This is a genomic window from Vibrio sp. 10N.222.49.C9 (assembly GCF_041474985.1).
In the GTDB taxonomy this organism is placed as follows: domain Bacteria; phylum Pseudomonadota; class Gammaproteobacteria; order Enterobacterales; family Vibrionaceae; genus Vibrio; species Vibrio crassostreae_C.
Window position 1 is genome coordinate 325,696 of sequence record NZ_JBFRVD010000018.1, and the last position, 17,514, is coordinate 343,209.

General features: G+C 45.8%; 15 protein-coding genes. 1 reads left to right on the forward strand and 14 read right to left on the reverse strand.

What is annotated here, in order from left to right; translation table 11 throughout:
• Window positions 1–145: 145 nt before the first annotated feature.
• On the reverse strand, window positions 146–1,186 hold the full coding sequence (gene recA, locus AB4585_RS07895) for a recombinase RecA (RefSeq protein WP_017056586.1): 1,041 nt from the start codon (window positions 1,184–1,186) through the stop codon (window positions 146–148).
• A gap of 139 nt (window positions 1,187–1,325) precedes the next feature.
• The gene (pncC, locus tag AB4585_RS07900) at window positions 1,326–1,820 is read right to left on the reverse strand and encodes a nicotinamide-nucleotide amidase (RefSeq protein ID WP_029235458.1); all 495 of its coding nucleotides are present in this window, start codon (window positions 1,818–1,820) and stop codon (window positions 1,326–1,328) included.
• Between the two features lie 124 nt (window positions 1,821–1,944).
• Between pncC and mutS the strand changes: the two genes are divergently transcribed.
• A complete protein-coding gene (mutS, locus tag AB4585_RS07905) occupies window positions 1,945–4,506 on the forward strand; it encodes a DNA mismatch repair protein MutS (RefSeq protein ID WP_017059026.1) in 2,562 nt (853 codons plus the stop codon).
• A 133-nt stretch (window positions 4,507–4,639) separates the two neighbouring features.
• On the opposite strand, the gene rpoS is transcribed toward mutS, so the two are convergent.
• From rpoS to relA, 12 genes are all read right to left on the reverse strand, one after another.
• Complete coding sequence (gene rpoS, locus AB4585_RS07910; protein ID WP_017059027.1) at window positions 4,640–5,620, reverse strand: RNA polymerase sigma factor RpoS; 981 nt, start codon at window positions 5,618–5,620, stop codon at window positions 4,640–4,642.
• A 98-nt stretch (window positions 5,621–5,718) separates the two neighbouring features.
• Complete coding sequence (gene nlpD, locus AB4585_RS07915; RefSeq protein ID WP_229648155.1) at window positions 5,719–6,633, reverse strand: murein hydrolase activator NlpD; 915 nt, start codon at window positions 6,631–6,633, stop codon at window positions 5,719–5,721.
• Window positions 6,634–6,667: 34 nt separating this feature from the next.
• On the reverse strand, window positions 6,668–7,294 hold the full coding sequence (locus tag AB4585_RS07920) for a protein-L-isoaspartate(D-aspartate) O-methyltransferase (protein WP_017059029.1): 627 nt from the start codon (window positions 7,292–7,294) through the stop codon (window positions 6,668–6,670).
• Window positions 7,295–8,038, reverse strand: a complete 744-nt coding sequence (gene surE, locus AB4585_RS07925; RefSeq protein WP_017059030.1) for a 5'/3'-nucleotidase SurE — start codon at window positions 8,036–8,038, stop codon at window positions 7,295–7,297. It abuts the gene before it with no gap.
• A gap of 81 nt (window positions 8,039–8,119) precedes the next feature.
• Window positions 8,120–9,166 carry a tRNA pseudouridine(13) synthase TruD gene (truD, locus tag AB4585_RS07930; protein ID WP_372128440.1) on the reverse strand — a complete coding sequence of 349 codons (1,047 nt, stop codon included), beginning with the start codon at window positions 9,164–9,166 and terminating at the stop codon, window positions 8,120–8,122.
• Window positions 9,167–9,188: 22 nt separating this feature from the next.
• Window positions 9,189–9,668, reverse strand: a complete 480-nt coding sequence (gene ispF / locus AB4585_RS07935; protein ID WP_017067356.1) for a 2-C-methyl-D-erythritol 2,4-cyclodiphosphate synthase — start codon at window positions 9,666–9,668, stop codon at window positions 9,189–9,191.
• A 2-nt stretch (window positions 9,669–9,670) separates the two neighbouring features.
• Window positions 9,671–10,372, reverse strand: coding sequence for a 2-C-methyl-D-erythritol 4-phosphate cytidylyltransferase (gene ispD / locus AB4585_RS07940; RefSeq protein WP_372128439.1), 702 nt, complete (start codon window positions 10,370–10,372; stop codon window positions 9,671–9,673).
• Entirely contained in the window at window positions 10,372–10,653 is a 282-nt protein-coding gene (gene ftsB, locus AB4585_RS07945) for a cell division protein FtsB (protein ID WP_010435786.1), read from the reverse strand. Before ftsB ends, ispD begins: the two co-directional genes overlap by 1 nt.
• A gap of 401 nt (window positions 10,654–11,054) precedes the next feature.
• Window positions 11,055–12,353 carry a phosphopyruvate hydratase gene (gene eno / locus AB4585_RS07950; RefSeq protein WP_017059033.1) on the reverse strand — a complete coding sequence of 433 codons (1,299 nt, stop codon included), beginning with the start codon at window positions 12,351–12,353 and terminating at the stop codon, window positions 11,055–11,057.
• An 81-nt stretch (window positions 12,354–12,434) separates the two neighbouring features.
• Complete coding sequence (locus AB4585_RS07955; protein ID WP_017063214.1) at window positions 12,435–14,075, reverse strand: CTP synthase; 1,641 nt, start codon at window positions 14,073–14,075, stop codon at window positions 12,435–12,437.
• A 150-nt stretch (window positions 14,076–14,225) separates the two neighbouring features.
• Window positions 14,226–15,023 (reverse strand): nucleoside triphosphate pyrophosphohydrolase, encoded by a 798-nt coding sequence (mazG, locus tag AB4585_RS07960; protein WP_017063213.1) that lies wholly within the window; start codon window positions 15,021–15,023, stop codon window positions 14,226–14,228.
• A 207-nt stretch (window positions 15,024–15,230) separates the two neighbouring features.
• Window positions 15,231–17,453, reverse strand: coding sequence for a GTP diphosphokinase (gene relA / locus AB4585_RS07965; protein ID WP_017063212.1), 2,223 nt, complete (start codon window positions 17,451–17,453; stop codon window positions 15,231–15,233).
• Window positions 17,454–17,514: the final 61 nt, after the last annotated feature.

Below are 17,514 nucleotides of genomic sequence, written 5' to 3' on the forward strand. Positions count from 1 at the left end.
AGAAACTCAGTCAACGAGAGAGATTTGACCAAAGACATGCTCGACGGAGCAGATCCAATAAAAAAGCCCCGCATAAAATATGCGAGGCTTTAAATTCTTTCAAAGCGGATGCTTCTTTCAAACATCCACTCTATAAAACGTGAGCTTATAACTCTTCGTTTTCTTCTTCTTTCTCTACGTCTTTCTCTTCAAGAACAGCAGGAGTCAGTAGTAACTCACGAAGTTTAGTATCGATCTCTAGAGCAACTTCTGGGTTTTCACGTAGGTATTTACCAGCGTTAGCTTTACCTTGGCCGATCTTATCGCCTTTGTAGCTGTACCAAGCGCCTGCTTTTTCTACTAGCTTATTCTTAACACCTAAGTCGATAAGCTCACCTTCGCGGTTGAAGCCTTTACCGTAAAGGATTTGAGTCTCAGCTTGTTTGAATGGTGCAGCAATCTTGTTCTTAACGACCTTGATACGAGTTTCGTTACCAACAACTTCATCACCATCTTTAATCGCACCAGTACGGCGAATATCAAGACGAACAGATGCGTAGAACTTAAGTGCGTTACCACCTGTTGTTGTTTCTGGGTTACCGAACATCACACCAATTTTCATACGAATTTGGTTAATGAAGATAGCCATACAGTTAGACTGCTTAAGGTTACCCGTCAGCTTACGCATTGCTTGAGAAAGCATACGAGCCTGAAGACCCATGTGGCTGTCGCCCATTTCGCCTTCGATTTCTGCTTTTGGTGTTAGGGCTGCTACTGAGTCAATAACAAGAACGTCGATTGCACCTGAACGAGCCAGTGCATCACAGATTTCCAGCGCTTGCTCACCAGTATCTGGTTGAGAAACAAGAAGTGCATCGATATCAACACCAAGCTTTTGAGCGTAGATAGGGTCTAGTGCGTGCTCCGCATCAACGAATGCACACGTCTTTCCCACTTTCTGTGCTGCAGCAATAAGCTCAAGCGTTAGCGTTGTTTTACCTGATGATTCTGGACCGTAAACTTCTACGATACGTCCCATCGGTAGGCCACCAGCACCTAGTGCGATATCTAGAGATAGAGAACCTGTAGAAATAGTTTCTACGTCCATTGTGCGGTTATCACCAAGACGCATGATAGAACCTTTACCAAATTGCTTTTCAATCTGACCAAGGGCTGCGGCTAACGCTTTTTGTTTATTCTCGTCCATTTCTATCTCCACATAATCGGTTGTCTCAACAAGCGATCTAGAATCTATTTCTAACCCACATAGGGGTGACTAATTGGCTTTCATTATACTGTTGATTCATACAGTGTCTATACCTGTATGAAAATAATTTGTACAAATGTTACTTACCTTCCATTGATAGGTAATCATAAATAACTTGCAGGGCATGGTGCGTGGCTTGTTGGCGTACTTGTGATCTGTCGCCTGTAAATACATGCGTTTCTACTTTATCCCAGCCATTTAGCGCTTTCCACGCGAAGCATACTGTACCAACAGGCTTATCTTCGGTCGCGCCACCTGGGCCAGCGATGCCACTGATTGATACAGAGATCGTCCCGTTTGAATGTTGCAATGCCCCGCTCGCCATTTCTATTACGACAGGCTCACTCACGGCGCCGAACTCCATTAAGGTTTTAAGCTGTACACCGATCATCTCTTGTTTGGCTTCATTGCTGTACGTAACAAAAGCGCGATCAAACCATCCAGAGCTGCCCGCAATATCGGTGACTGCACTCGCGACACCTCCGCCAGTGCAAGATTCAGCCGTCACTAACACGTGTTTGTGTTTAGCGAGTAAATGTCCAAGCTGCTCACTAAGGTCTTGAGTCATCTGCATCATCTGCTTCCCTTTATTTACTGTCATATCATTTGGATTCGCATCTTTTCGCATCAGCCGCTTTTCGCACGAAACGCTTTCACGTATCCTAAGCCGCAATAGAAATAAACGAAAGAAGTTAACTGTGAAAGCCGATCAAAAACATACTCCCATGATGCAGCAGTATCTAAAACTGAAAGCAGAAAACCCAGAAATTCTGCTGTTCTACCGCATGGGCGATTTCTACGAGCTTTTCTACGATGACGCTAAAAAAGCCTCTCAACTCCTCGATATTTCACTGACTAAGCGTGGCTCATCAAATGGTGAACCGATTCCGATGGCAGGTGTTCCATACCATGCGGTTGAAGGATACCTTGCAAAGTTAGTGCAACTTGGTGAGTCCGTAGCAATTTGTGAACAGATTGGTAATCCAGCACTTTCAAAAGGCCCTGTTGAGCGCGCAGTAGTGCGTATCGTGACACCGGGTACCGTAACCGACGAAGCCTTGCTTTCTGAACGCGTTGATAACCTAATTGCAGCCATTTATCACCACAACGGTAAATTCGGTTATGCGACACTTGATATTACCTCTGGCCGATTCCAACTTTGCGAGCCAGAAACAGAAGAAGCGATGGCCGCTGAGCTACAAAGAACCTCTCCGCGTGAGCTGCTGTTCCCTGAAGATTTCGAACCCGTCGATTTAATGGCAAGCCGTAATGGCAACCGCCGCCGCCCTGTATGGGAATTTGAATTAGACACCGCTAAGCAGCAATTGAATAAGCAGTTTGGTACTCGCGATCTGGTTGGCTTTGGCGTAGAAAGCGCGAAACTGGGTCTATGTGCGGCTGGTTGTTTGATCCAATACGTGAAAGATACCCAACGTACTGCCCTCCCTCATATCCGTTCACTCACGATGGATAAACAAGATCACTCGGTGATCCTTGATGCTGCAACTCGTCGTAATTTGGAGATCACGCAAAATCTTGGGGGTGGTACTGATAACACCCTTGCCGAAGTACTTGATCACACTGCGACAGCAATGGGTAGCCGTATGCTTAAGCGTTGGTTACATCAACCAATGCGCAATATATCTGCACTCGATCAGCGCTTAGATGCAATTGGTGAAATGAAAGATTTGGCTCTATTCACAGAACTACAGCCAACCTTAAAACAGATTGGTGATATCGAACGTATTCTCGCTCGATTAGCACTTCGCTCTGCTCGCCCTCGCGATATGGCGCGTCTTCGCCAAGCAATGGAATATTTACCAGAGCTTGCTGAAACACTGACGCAACTGAAGCACCCATACCTAACTCAACTTGCTCAATATGCTTCTCCTGTGGATGAGGTTTCTGAGCTGCTTGAACGTGCAATCAAAGAGAACCCACCGGTGGTTATCCGTGACGGTGGTGTGATTGCAGAAGGCTACAATGCCGAGTTAGACGAATGGCGCGACCTTGCAGCAGGCGCAACTGAATTTCTTGATAAGCTTGAGCAAGAAGAGCGTGAACGTCATGGCATCGACACGCTAAAAGTTGGCTACAACAACGTACATGGTTTCTTCATTCAAGTAAGCCGTGGGCAAAGCCATCTTGTGCCGCCACACTATGTTCGTCGTCAAACGCTGAAAAATGCTGAGCGTTACATCATTCCTGAGCTAAAAGAGCACGAAGACAAAGTACTTAACTCTAAGTCGAAAGCACTCGCTATCGAGAAACAGCTGTGGGAAGAGTTGTTTGACTTACTACTGCCGTATCTAGAGCGCCTACAAAATATCGCCTCTTCAGTATCTCAGCTTGATGTTCTACAGAACTTGGCTGAGCGTGCAGATACCCTTGATTACTGTCGTCCAACCATGACAGAGTCTGCTGGCGTACAAATTCAGGCCGGTCGTCACCCTGTTGTTGAACAAGTGATGGACGAACCTTTCATTGCTAACCCTATCGACCTGAATGATCAACGTAAGATGCTGATCATCACGGGTCCCAACATGGGTGGTAAATCGACCTACATGCGCCAAACGGCACTCATCGCATTGATGGCTCATATCGGTTGTTATGTTCCTGCAGAAAGCGCAACCATCGGCTCTATCGACCGTATCTTTACGCGTATTGGCGCATCCGATGATTTGGCTTCTGGCCGTTCAACCTTCATGGTTGAGATGACAGAAACCGCAAATATCCTGCACAATGCAACACCAAACAGCCTTGTGCTAATGGATGAAATCGGTCGTGGTACCAGTACTTACGATGGCCTGTCTCTGGCTTGGGCAAGTGCAGAGTGGCTAGCCAATCAAATCAATGCGATGACACTGTTTGCAACGCACTACTTTGAGCTAACTGAACTACCTAACCAACTTCCAACTTTAGCAAACGTACACTTAGATGCGGTTGAACATGGTGATAGCATTGCCTTTATGCACGCAGTTCAAGAAGGTGCTGCAAGTAAATCTTATGGTCTAGCGGTTGCAGGTTTAGCTGGCGTACCGAAAGCAGTGATCAAGAATGCTCGTGCGAAGCTGACTCAGTTAGAAGCGTTAAGTATGGAGTCGCCAACATCAAAGCCAAGTGGTGTTGATATCGCGAACCAACTTAGCCTGATCCCTGAACCGAGTGAGGTGGAGCAAGCACTAGCGAATGTTGATCCTGATGATCTAACACCTCGCCAAGCATTAGAAGAGCTCTACCGCTTGAAGAAACTACTCTAGCTTAAGAAGCACTCTAGTTAAAATAGCCAAGCACTGTGGTTTCTAGCTGAAGTCAAAATTAAACCAGAAGCTAAAACTAAAAAACGCTGACATTAGGTCAGCGTTTTTTTATTTCGATATCGTGGAATATCGTTTAGTCGTTTTCAACGTTGAACAGGTTTTCCATGTTCAGACCTTGCTTGATCAAAATCTCACGTAGACGACGAAGACCTTCAACTTGGATTTGACGAACTCGCTCACGAGTCAGGCTGATTTCACGGCCAACTTCTTCTAGCGTTGACGGTTCATAACCCAGTAGTCCAAATCGACGTGCAAGTACCTCTTTCTGCTTAGGATTCAGTTCATCAAGCCAGAAGATCAGTGAGTTCTTGATATCGCTATCTTGAGTTGAAACCTCAGGATCTGAATTGTTGATGTCTGGAATAATATCCAACAGTGCTTTCTCACCGTCACCACCAATTGGCGTATCTACAGAACTCACTCTTTCGTTTAGACGAAGCATCTTGCTCACATCACCAACCGGCTTATCTAACTTAGAAGCAATTTCTTCTGCCGTTGGTTCATGGTCAAGCTTTTGTGATAGCTCTCTTGCAGTACGTAGGTAGATGTTCAGCTCTTTCACAACATGGATTGGCAAACGGATAGTGCGAGTCTGATTCATTAACGCACGTTCAATGGTTTGACGAATCCACCATGTCGCGTAAGTTGAGAAGCGGAAGCCACGCTCTGGATCAAACTTCTCTACGGCGCGAATCAAACCTAGGTTGCCTTCTTCGATTAGATCGAGAAGTGCAAGGCCGCGGTTGCTATAACGACGTGAAATTTTTACCACTAAACGCAGGTTACTTTCGATCATGCGTTTACGTGCTGCTTCATCACCGCGTAGAGCTCGACGTGCATATAGCACTTCTTCTTCAGCGGTTAGTAGTGGTGAGAAACCAATTTCGCCTAAGTAGAGTTGAGTGGCATCTAAACTTTTAGACGTAACTTCAACTTCTTCTTTCGCTTCGGTTTTCTTAGTGACTGTTCGTTTTGCTTTTCCAAGAGCTTCCGGTTCCGTGGTTGCTTGGTCAAGATCGAACTCTTCTTTGGTTACTGCATTGCTTATACTCATAACGCCTCCCCCTGGCGAAATTAGCATGACATTACAACTTCATATGTCGCTAAATGACTATGTCACTCCATACAATACGTAATTTTTGCATATTGTATTTAAGGTAAATATCGTTTTGGATTAACGGACTTACCTTGGTAACGAATCTCAAAGTGCAGCCTAACACTGCTGGCTCCAGAGCTTCCCATTGTTGCAATCTTCTGCCCTGGTTTCACACTTTGCCCTTCAGATACTAATAGTCGGTCGTTGTGCGCGTATGCACTTAAGTAATTATCATTGTGCTTCACAATCACTAGATTGCCGTAGCCTCGTAGTGCATTACCCGAATAAACAACCGTTCCCCCTGCAGTAGATACTATTGGCTGACCTCGCTGTCCTGCTATGTCTATGCCTTTATTTCCTTGTTCGCCTACAGAGAAACTCTTGATTACTCTCCCTTTAGTTGGCCATAACCATTTGGATACTTTATCACTTGTTGGTTTGGTGGGCGGTGTAACATTCTGTTTACCTTTAGAACCAACATACTCCTTTGATTTGGATTGTTCAACCTTCTTTGGTGGATCTTTTTTCACCACTTTGGTGGTAGTTTGAGCTGGAGCCGGTTTAGAGTTTTTGCTCGGTTGCGATGTGGTTTTAGGTTTACTTGCCGCAGATGACGTTGTCGATGCCGCGACAGGCGCAGCAACTGCTGCTGCCGCTACCGTTGATTTACCATACGCTGGCGCATTGTAGCTAGGACGCCACAACTTAAGCTTCTGCCCGGGGTGGATAGTATAAGGCGCAGACAATTTGTTGTAGCTGACGAGGTCATTGACGTCTTTATTGGTCACATAAGCGATGAAATAAAGCGTATCGCCTTTTTTCACTTCATAGTAACTGCCGCGATAACTACCACGATCAATCGATGAGTATTTCTTGTTAAGGCTTGAAACCGGCGCAGGCGAATTCGCTGCACACCCAACAAGGGCACAGCTAAGCAGTAAAGTACTTCCTTTAAACAACTTCGAACGCATCGACTCTCTATCCACCTACACCATTAGTCTTTTATTAAGCTAGCTCACCAGGAACAAGAGGTACAAATCTCACCATCTCGATAACACTCGATAAAAACTCATCGCCGTGTCGAACGATCTTCAATAGTTGCTGTTCGTCATCACCGACAGGAATCAGTAAACGACCGCCATCTTTCAGCTGTTGCAGAAGCGCTTGAGGAATCGACTCTGCAGCGGCGGTGACAATAATCGCATCAAAAGGGGCTTTTGAAGACCAACCTTGCCAACCATCACCGTGCTTAGTTGAGATATTGTAGAAATCGAGTTGCTTCAACCTACGCTTGGCATCCCATTGTAGCGACTTTATTCTTTCAACCGAATACACATGATCAACAAGTTGAGCCAATACCGCAGTTTGGTAACCAGAACCCGTTCCGATCTCCAAGACACGGCTATCTTGTTGTAATTCAAGTAGCTCTGTCATTTTAGCAACAATGTATGGCTGTGAGATTGTCTGACCCTGACCGATAGGCAGCGCATTATTATCATAGGCTTGGTGATACATCGCCTGTGATAAAAAGCTCTCTCTCGGCAGTTGGTAAATCGCATCAAGAACCTTTTGATCCTGAATACCATTTTCAATCAGGAAAGTAATTAAACGCTCAGCTTGCGGATTACTCACTTACTTCTCCCCTAACCATGTTGCCATCGCACCCAACGACTCATGCGCCGTCAGATCAACCTGCAACGGTGTTACCGACACAAAGCCATGCTCAATCGCGTAAAAATCGGTACCTTCACCGGCATCTTGCTCTTTACCCGGAGGGCCAAGCCAATAGATATCGTGACCACGCGGGTCTTTTTGCTTGATCATATCTTCAGCGTGATGACGAGCACCTAAGCGCGTCACCTGAGTACCAGACAATTGTTCTAAGGCTAAATCAGGAACGTTTACGTTCAACAAGCGGTTGGTCGGGATTGGGTTTGCTAAATGTTGTTCGACAATACGACGAGCAATCGCTGCCGCTGTCTTAAAATGTTTTTTTCCCACCAGAGAAAACGCTACCGATTGAACGCCTAGAAAATGCCCTTCCATTGCTGCAGCCACCGTGCCGGAATAAAGCACGTCATCACCCAGGTTAGCACCGTGATTAATGCCCGTTAATACCAGATCAGGCATGTCATTCTTTAGCAGTTCGTTTAACGCAAAATGCACACAGTCGGTCGGTGTTCCTTGTACCGAATAGGTATTTTCAGTAATCTCTTGAACACGCAGAGGCTGTTCTAAAGTTAATGAATTTGACGCACCCGAGCGATTACGGTCAGGGGCAACAATGATAACGTCAGCAAGATCACGTAGCTCATTTGCCAGCTCATGAATACCTTGAGCGTGCACACCATCATCATTGCTGAGTAAAATCTTCATCTTGTATCCTTTCTTTTGTTCCCATGCTAAGCCAAGTCACTTAAATTCCAATATCAAGTGACTCAGCTCCAAGCAGAATCGTTATTGCTCGTAGGTTCTCTCTACGTGTACTTCTTCAACCAATTCGCGAACGATCGCTGTTGCGAAACAACCCGCATCAAGAGAGAACTTAAGCGTGACATTATCTTCGTTCACTTCCCAAGTTAAGTCTGTTGGTTTCAGTGACGCTTCACGGCGATCATGACGCATACGGTTACCACGAATCAGAGCCATTAGATCCGGTTCAGCATCAAGGTGTTTCTGTTCTAGAGCTTGAGACTCATCAATCGTTGGTAAGGCATTATCGCCAGCCAAAGCAACAGTTATCAAAGCAGAACCGTTCGCAATGTCTTGGTTTACAGCTTCAATGTTGTCTGCTGTTACTGCCAGTTGAGCACCGTCTTTCACCACGATATCGCCAACCAATGCTGATACAAACGCATCTTGCTCAATACGGTCTGAAAGGATCAGGTTGTAAATCCACGAACGAGCAGCAGAAAGGTACAAGCTGCGCTTATTCTGGTTACGAGTACGAACGTTATCGCGGCCCCAACGACGAGCTTCAGATAGGTTGTTACCTTCATTGCCAAAACGCTGAGCACCAAAGTAATTTGGCACACCGACTTGAGCGACTTTTTCCAAACGTTTTACGACATCATCACAGTCTGTTACTTCAGACAAAGTCAGCTCGAATTGGTTGCCAACTAAATCACCCGGACGTAACTTTTTGTTGTGTCGTGCTGTCGCCAAGATCTCAATGCTTGGGTACTGTGCTAAGAACCCTGAAAAGTCAGGCTCACCTTTCGGTAGGTGAACGCTCAACCACTGCTCTGTCACAGCGTGGCGGTCTTTCAAACCCGCCCAGCTCACGTCTTTCGACTTAACACCGCAAGCTTTAGCCAGCTCATTGGCTACGAAGCTCGTGTTTTCACCAGTTTTACGAATACGAACCATTAGGTGCTCGCCTTCACCAGCAAACTCAAAACCCAAGTCTTCATTAACGACAAAGTGTTCGGCTTTTGCTTTTAGTTTTGCTTTCGCAGTTGGTTTACCGTTTAGATAAGCCAATGAAGATAAAATATCTGACATGCTGTTCTTTTCGTGTTGGTGCTTACGCACTTTTAGTAATTAGGACCACCGCTTCACATGCGATGCCCTCTTTGCGACCTGTAAAACCTAAACGCTCAGTGGTCGTCGCTTTTACATTCACATTGCTAATGCTGGTTTCTAGGTCTTGAGCAATAGCTTGGCACATAGAGTCTATATGAGGCGCCATCTTTGGAGCTTGCGCCATGATAGTAATATCGGCATTACCAATCACGTAACCTTGTTCTTTTACTCGACGGTAAACATCTTTCAGTAGCTCACGGCTATCCGCACCTTTCCATTCGTCATCGGTATCAGGGAAATGACGACCAATATCACCCGCAGCAATCGCACCCAATAGAGCGTCACACAACGCATGAAGGGCAACATCACCGTCTGAGTGTGCAATAAGACCTTGTTCATAAGGGACGCTCACGCCACCAATAATTACCGGGCCTTCACCACCAAACTTATGTACATCAAAGCCATGGCCAATACGAATCATCATTATTCCTTATTCTGACTTAAATAGAACTCAGCGAGCGCTAAATCTTCTGGCTGAGTAATCTTAAAATTATCTGAACGCCCAGCGATTAATGCGGGCGATAAACCTTTCCACTCAAAGGCTGAGGCTTCATCAGTAATTGAAGCGCCTTGTTGCAACGCCTCACTTAATGCCTTCCACAGAGGCTTTGCTCTGAACATTTGCGGCGTAAGTGCATGCCATAAATCGGCACGCTCAACGGTATGCTCGATCTGCCCTTGGGCACCGCGCTTCATCGTGTCACGAACTGGAGCCGCTAAAATAGCGCCCACATCATGGCTCATCGCGCCGGAAATTAGCTTGTCGATATCACTTAGCTGAACACACGGCCTTGCCGCATCGTGAACCATTACCCAATCACTAAGCTGCTGCTCAGCGATATAGTTTAGCGCAGAGAGTACAGAGTCCGCTCGCTCGCTTCCGCCTGACACTCTGATCACTTGCGGGTTCAGGTTGAGTGCTAGATCAGGGTAGTATGGGTCATCATCGCTGATCGCAACGACAATTTGAGCGACTTGTGGGTGAGACAGTAATTTCTCAATGGTGTGCTCTAAAATTGTTTTGTCGTGAATCTTGAGATATTGCTTAGGGCGGTCTGCCTTCATTCGGCTACCGACGCCCGCCGCAGGTACAACGGCAATCACGCTTTGAAGTTGAGTCGACATTAATGGGATTCCTCACCAATGATGCGATAAAACGTTTCACCTTCTTTGACCATTCCAAGTTCATGACGTGCGCGTTCTTCTATCGCGTCTAAGCCTTGGCGTAGATCGTCAATTTCAGCAAACATTTCTGCATTTCGAATATGCAGCTTTTCATTTACTTGCTGTTGAACTTGGATTTCGTTGTTCACACCGTAGTAATCAGAGATACCATTTTTACCGAGCCACAGTGTGTGTTGTAGCCAGCCAAACACTATGAGCAGTACTAAAGCAAAAATTCGCATAACACCTTTCGCCGGTTGAAAAAGAAGGAACTAGAATAAGGCACATATATACCATAATGAGCTTATTGGTGCGAGATATGTGGTGTCAGGGAATCAATAAGTCGGGGAGTCATTGTCAGGAAAACAATGAGATTCCCTACTCCTTCCTTCGTCAGTCTAGGGAATGACGAACTTTATATGTGACAAGGAGGAGCTTTAGAGCCTAGAGCTTCTTTCATTCAGTTTTCTACAGACAAAAAAATGCCCCGCATAAGCGAGGCATTCAAAAGTATTAGTGCATAATTCTAACTAGTTGGTGCTGTAGCAAGGCAACAAAGAAGATTCAGCTATGGAGCATAGTTTCCTATGTGACTTAGTGAATCTTCTGCAGTTAACGCAGCTACAGTGCCAAATAGGACGAATTATTGACCTTTAACTTCTTTAAGACCGTTGTAAGGAGCTTTAGAACCTAGAGCTTCTTCGATACGGATAAGTTGGTTGTACTTAGCAACACGGTCAGAACGGCTCATAGAACCAGTTTTGATTTGACCTGCAGCTGTACCTACCGCTAGATCAGCGATAGTTGCATCTTCAGTTTCGCCAGAACGGTGAGAGATTACTGCAGTGTAGCCAGCGTCTTTAGCCATCTTGATAGCAGCTAGAGTCTCTGTTAGAGAACCGATTTGGTTGAACTTGATAAGGATAGAGTTAGCTACGCCTTTCTCGATACCTTCAGCAAGAATCTTAGTGTTTGTAACGAACAGATCGTCACCAACGATTTGAAGCTTGTCGCCTAGAAGTTCAGTTTGGTGCTTGAAGCCATCCCAATCTGACTCGTCAAGACCGTCTTCGATAGAAACGATTGGGAAGTTGTTCGCTAGCTCAGCTAGGTAGTGGTTGAACTCTTCAGAAGTGAAAGTTTTACCTTCGCCCTTCATGTTGTAGATGCCAGCTTCTTTGTCGAAGAACTCAGATGCTGCACAGTCCATAGCAAGAGTAACGTCTTTACCTAGTTCGTAACCAGCAGCTGCAACAGCTTCTGCGATAACTTCTAGAGCTTCAGCGTTAGACTTAAGGTTAGGAGCGAAACCACCTTCATCACCAACTGCAGTGCTGTAGCCTTTAGACTTAAGAACTTTAGCTAGGTTATGGAATACTTCAGCGCCGATACGTAGACCTTCTTTAAGAGTTTTAGCGCCAACTGGTTGGATCATGAACTCTTGGATGTCAACGTTGTTATCTGCGTGCTCACCACCGTTGATGATGTTCATCATTGGTAGAGGCATAGAGAACTGACCAGCAGTACCGTTTAGCTCAGCGATGTGCTCGTATAGAGGCATGCCTTTCGCAGCAGCAGCAGCTTTTGCGTTAGCTAGAGATACAGCTAGGATAGCGTTCGCGCCGAACTTAGACTTGTTATCAGTACCGTCTAGGTCAAGCATGATTTGGTCAACGTCAGCTTGTGCTTTAGCGTCAGTACCAACTAGAGCTTCAGCGATTGGGCCGTTTACAGCTTCAATAGCTTTAAGAACACCTTTACCTAGGAAACGTGATTTGTCGCCGTCACGTAGCTCAAGAGCTTCGCGAGAACCAGTAGATGCGCCAGATGGAGCAGCAGCCATACCTACGAAACCGCCTTCTAGGTGTACTTCAGCTTCTACAGTTGGGTTACCACGTGAATCGATGATTTCACGACCTAGAACTTTAACGATCTTAGACATTGAATGTTTCCTTCTCGTTGAATATATAAATGTCAAATTTAAAGGTAGCAGCACAACTTACGCAGCTACCTGTATTCCTTTTTACTTCTCTAACTCGCCGCGCTGGAACTCACCAGCCGCTTTAACGAAACCTGCAAACAATGGGTGACCATCGCGAGGTGTTGAAGTGAACTCTGGGTGGAATTGAGCAGCAACGAACCATGGGTGGTTCGGGTTCTCAATAACTTCAACCAGTTTCTTGTCCGCAGATAGACCCGATACTTTTAGGCCCGCTTTTTCGATTTGTGGACGAAGATTGTTGTTCACTTCGTAACGGTGACGGTGACGTTCATGGATCGTCGCGCTACCGTATAATTCGTAAGCTTTCGTCCCTTTCGCTAGGTGACAAAGCTGTGAACCAAGACGCATTGTGCCGCCAAGGTCAGATGTTTCTGTACGCTCTTCAACTTTACCTTCGCCATCAGTCCACTCAGTGATAAGACCAACAACTGGGTACTTAGTTTCAGTACAGAATTCAGAAGAGTGTGCCCCTTCCATTTTCGCAACGTTACGAGCGTACTCGATAAGTGCTACTTGCATACCTAGACAGATACCTAAGTACGGTACTTTGTTTTCACGAGCGTATTGAGCAGCAAGAATCTTACCTTCAACACCACGGTCACCAAAGCCACCAGGAACTAGGATTGCATCTAGGCCTTCTAAAACTTCTACGCCACGAGACTCAACGTCTTGTGAATCTACGTATTTAATATTAACGCTTAGGCGATTTTTCAAGCCCGCGTGTTTTAGCGCTTCATTTACTGATTTGTATGCGTCTGGTAGTTCAATGTACTTACCAACCATACCAATCGTCACTTCACCCGTTGGGTTAGCTTCTTCGTAAATTACTTGTTCCCATTCAGACAGGTCTGCTTCTGGAGCTGTGATGCCGAAACGTTTACATACAAGTTCATCAGTACCTTGAGCTTTAATAAGCTGAGGGATCTTGTAGATAGAGTCAACATCGCGCATAGAAATAACTGCATTTTCTTGCACATTACAGAACAGAGCAATTTTCTTACGCTCGTTCGAAGGAATGTTGCGGTCTGAACGACAAACTAGGATGTCTGGCTGAATACCAATAGACAGTAGCTCTTTTACAGAGTGTTGCGTTGGCTTAGTTTTCACTTCGCCCGCAGCTGCTAGGTATGGCACTAGAGTAAGGTGCATGAACATTGCGCGTTCACGGCCTAGTTCTACTGCTAGCTGACGAATCGCTTCCATGAATGGTAGAGATTCGATATCACCAACCGTACCACCAACTTCAACGATCGCAATATCGTGGCCAGCTGCGCCAGAAATTACACGCTCTTTGATAGAGTTAGTGATGTGTGGGATAACCTGAATAGTTGCACCTAGGTAATCACCGCGACGCTCTTTAGCGAGTACGTCTGAGTAAACACGACCTGCAGTGAAGTTGTTACGCTTAGTCATCTTGGTGCGAATGAATCGCTCATAGTGACCAAGGTCAAGGTCTGTTTCAGCGCCATCTTCCGTAACGAACACTTCACCGTGCTGAGTCGGGCTCATAGTGCCTGGATCAACGTTGATGTAAGGGTCAAGCTTCATCATAGTCACTTTAAGACCACGAGCTTCTAAAATAGCCGCAAGAGATGCTGCAGCAATACCTTTACCTAGAGAGGATACAACCCCGCCAGTAACAAAAATGTAATTTGTCGTCATGTTTAACCTGAAATTGGTTGAATGAGGGAAATGGACTACTTCTGGACGGGATGAAAATATACCAGAAGCCCCTTATCGCCACAACGTGAAATCTATCACACTGCTATTTTTTATTTTTTGCTTCAAATCAATTCATGATAAAAGCTTTGGTTATCTTTTCTCCGCCACTTTGACTTCACCCCACATGGAATCAAGCTGTTGTAGTGAAAAATCGGTCAAATTTTTACCTTGCTGACGAACTTTTTGTTCCACCCCTTTAAAGCGACGCGAAAACTTGAGATTGGCTTTATTGAGTGCCGATTCTGGGTTTTTACCTAAATGTCGTACCAAGTTAACGGTCGCGAACAGTAAATCCCCCAGCTCTTCTTCAACCAATTCTTCGTTTGGCGTCACTTGAAGTGCTTCTTCTAGCACCTCGTCCACTTCCTCTAATACCTTATTGGCGACTGGGCCAATTGAGTCCCAATCAAAGCCATATTTCGCGACCTGCTTTTGAATTTTTGTAGCACGCGAAAGTGCAGGTAGAGAGTTTGGTATTGAGTCTAGAATACTTTCTTGAGTTTTGCCTGCTTGTGCTTTTTCTTTGGCTTTTTCCGCTTCCCAATTGGCATTGATTTCTTCATCACTGGCAAACTCAGTATCAGAGAACACATGCGGGTGACGGCGTGTTAGCTTTTCGTTAATGCCATCAACCACATCAGAGAACTCAAACAACCCCTGTTCTTTCGCTAACTGGCTATAGAAGATCACCTGAAACAACAAGTCACCCAACTCTTCTTGTAGGTTCGGCCAATCTTTGTTGTGAATCGCATCCACCACTTCGTACGTCTCTTCGATAGTATGCGGGACAATTGTTTCAAAATTTTGTTTTAAATCCCAAGGACAGCCACCTTCTGGATCGCGCAGCTTAGTCATAATTTGTTCTAGTTGTTCAATCGGGTGGCTCATGGTGCTTTCCTATTATTCTGTTTGATTGTTTTAATCTAATTCTTTTCTTAAAACTAAAAAGGTGAGCAGCCAAAACCACTCACCTTTCTATTTTTCGTCATCTCCAAGAGTGAAGTATGAGCGAGTTGGGGATCTCAAACCGCTTGGCGAGATTCCCTATCACGTTCGTCCCTCACTGTAGGGAATGACATAAATGACACAAAAGGATCATCCAAGTCTCTTAACGCTCATTACATCTTTGATCTGTTCTACTCGACTTGTCACTCGGCTCAGAATTTCAATATTGGTCACTTCCAAATCGAAATCCATTACCGATAGCTGACGCTTGTAGTCGATGCGGCTCTTCATTGTGGTCACGCTGATCTTTTCATTCGAGAACAGTGAGGTGATGTCTTTCAACAAGCCATTACGTTCTAGCGCTTCAACACGCAGCGTTAGGATGTATGAACCGACAAAGCCATTACCCCAAACGGTATCAATGATACGTTCTGGCGCATGCACGCTTAGCTCGCCTAGCTGTTCACAGTCAGCGCGGTGCACTGAGATACCACGACCTTGAGTGATGTAACCTTTAATCACATCACCTGGGATTGGCTGACAGCAACGCGCTAGGTGCGTCATTAGGTTATCAACGCCCTCAACCACTACCGCATCTTTCTTCGGACGACTCTGTTGTGCCGGCTTGTTTTCCGACTCAAGCAGTTTCTCTAGCGCTTTCTTGTCTTCTTCTTCCGCCGTTGGCTTATTCACTAGCGCATTGATGTGATTAACCACTTGGTTAATACGCAAGTCGCCACTACCAATACCTGCATAGAGTTCGTCTGGCGTATTCACGTTAAAGCGTTTTAGTGCGTATTGATCAGCATCTTTTAGGGTTGCGCCTACTTTCGCTAGCTCAACTTCCAGGATATCACGACCCGCTTCTAGGTTTTTCTCACGGCTTTGTGCGCGGAACCAAGCGTTGATTTTCGCTCGAGCTCGACCAGAATGAACAAAACCTGTGGTTGGATTTAACCAGTCACGAGATGGGTTCGGCTCTTTCTGCGTGATGATCTCAACTTGATCGCCCATCGATAGTTTATGAGTGAACGGTACGATACGCCCCGCTACTTTGGCACCGATACAGCGGTGTCCGACCATCGAGTGGATGTGGTAGGCGAAATCCAACGGGGTTGCGCCCATTGGTAAGTCGACCACGTCACCACGTGGAGTAAATGCGTATACACGGTCATCGAAGACTTGGCTACGTACCTCATCCAGCATCTCGCCAGAGTCCGACATCTCTTCTTGCCAGTCGATAAGTTTACGCAACCAAGTGATTTTCTCATCGTAGCCACTACGGCCGCTTGAAGCTCCTTCTTTGTACTTCCAGTGCGCCGCCACACCAAGCTCAGAGTCTTCGTGCATTTGCTTAGTACGGATCTGAATCTCAATGGTCTTGCCTTCAGGGCCAAGTACTACGGTATGAATCGACTGGTAACCATTTGGCTTAGGGTTCGCCACATAGTCATCAAATTCGCTCGGGAGGTGCTTGTATTTAGTGTGTACCACCCCAAGGCCGGCGTAACAGTCTTGCAGCTGGTCAGCGATAATACGTACTGCTCGTACGTCAAAAAGCTCATCGAAGGCTAAGCCTTTCTTCTGCATTTTGCGCCAGATACTGTAGATGTGTTTTGGTCGGCCACTCACTTCAGCATTGATGTTTGAACGCTGCATTTCTGCGGTTAAATCATCAACGAAATCTGTGATGTATTGTTCACGAACGATACGACGCTCAGACAGCTGTTTTGCAATCTGCTTGTAGGTATCTGGTTGTTGGTAGCGGAATGCGTAATCTTCGATTTCCCACTTAAGTTGGCCGATACCTAAACGGTTTGCCAGTGGGGCATAGATGTTAGAACACTCTTTTGCGGCCGCGCGACGCACAGCATCAGGTGCCTTTTTCACCTCAATAAGGTTACAGATTCGCTCCGCTAGCTTGATGACTACGCAACGGAAGTCATCAACCATTGCTAATAGCATGCGACGAACGTTATCGACTTGACCCGAGGCTGCACTGCCTTCAAGGGTCACGTTTAGCTGGCCCAAGGCCGCCATTTCTTCAACGCCGTCAATCAGCTTAACGATTTCTTTGCCGTAGCTTTCTTCGAAGGCTTCGCGTTCAAAAACGCCACTTGATACCACTGGGAAGAGTTGTGCTGCGACTAATGTTGCACGATCCATCGACAGCGTGACCAAGATTTCAATCATCTCGCGTCCACGCCATAGCAAGAGTGATGCTTGCTCGTGATCTTTTAATAGCTCTTCACAGTGACGATAAACTTTGTTCAGTTTATTCGAGGTTTTTGCGTCTTGCTTTAATGACGCAATCCAACTTTCTAGCTCAAACTGTTCGCTTGGGTTTAAATGTGCGCTTCGTACCGCAACCATCGTGCCTTCCTAGTTATTCTGTTTTATACCCAATTCAATATGACTAACTGGTTCCAAGTTA

Excerpts from the sequence above, each read along its gene's own strand:
- eno (WP_017059033.1), bottom strand. The coding sequence starts at position 12,353 with ATGTCTAAGATCGTTAAAGTTCTAGGTCGTGAAATCATCGATTCACGT.
- mazG (WP_017063213.1), bottom strand. The coding sequence starts at position 15,023 with ATGAGCCACCCGATTGAACAACTAGAACAAATTATGACTAAGCTGCGC.
- rpoS (WP_017059027.1), bottom strand. The coding sequence starts at position 5,620 with ATGAGTATAAGCAATGCAGTAACCAAAGAAGAGTTCGATCTTGACCAA.
- relA (WP_017063212.1), bottom strand. The coding sequence starts at position 17,453 with ATGGTTGCGGTACGAAGCGCACATTTAAACCCAAGCGAACAGTTTGAG.
- ispF (WP_017067356.1), bottom strand. The coding sequence starts at position 9,668 with ATGATTCGTATTGGCCATGGCTTTGATGTACATAAGTTTGGTGGTGAA.
- ispD (WP_372128439.1), bottom strand. The coding sequence starts at position 10,372 with ATGTCGACTCAACTTCAAAGCGTGATTGCCGTTGTACCTGCGGCGGGC.
- ftsB (WP_010435786.1), bottom strand. The coding sequence starts at position 10,653 with ATGCGAATTTTTGCTTTAGTACTGCTCATAGTGTTTGGCTGGCTACAA.
- nlpD (WP_229648155.1), bottom strand. The coding sequence starts at position 6,633 with ATGCGTTCGAAGTTGTTTAAAGGAAGTACTTTACTGCTTAGCTGTGCC.
- surE (WP_017059030.1), bottom strand. The coding sequence starts at position 8,038 with ATGAAGATTTTACTCAGCAATGATGATGGTGTGCACGCTCAAGGTATT.
- pncC (WP_029235458.1), bottom strand. The coding sequence starts at position 1,820 with ATGCAGATGACTCAAGACCTTAGTGAGCAGCTTGGACATTTACTCGCT.
- AB4585_RS07955 (WP_017063214.1), bottom strand. The coding sequence starts at position 14,075 with ATGACGACAAATTACATTTTTGTTACTGGCGGGGTTGTATCCTCTCTA.
- recA (WP_017056586.1), bottom strand. The coding sequence starts at position 1,186 with ATGGACGAGAATAAACAAAAAGCGTTAGCCGCAGCCCTTGGTCAGATT.
- truD (WP_372128440.1), bottom strand. The coding sequence starts at position 9,166 with ATGTCAGATATTTTATCTTCATTGGCTTATCTAAACGGTAAACCAACT.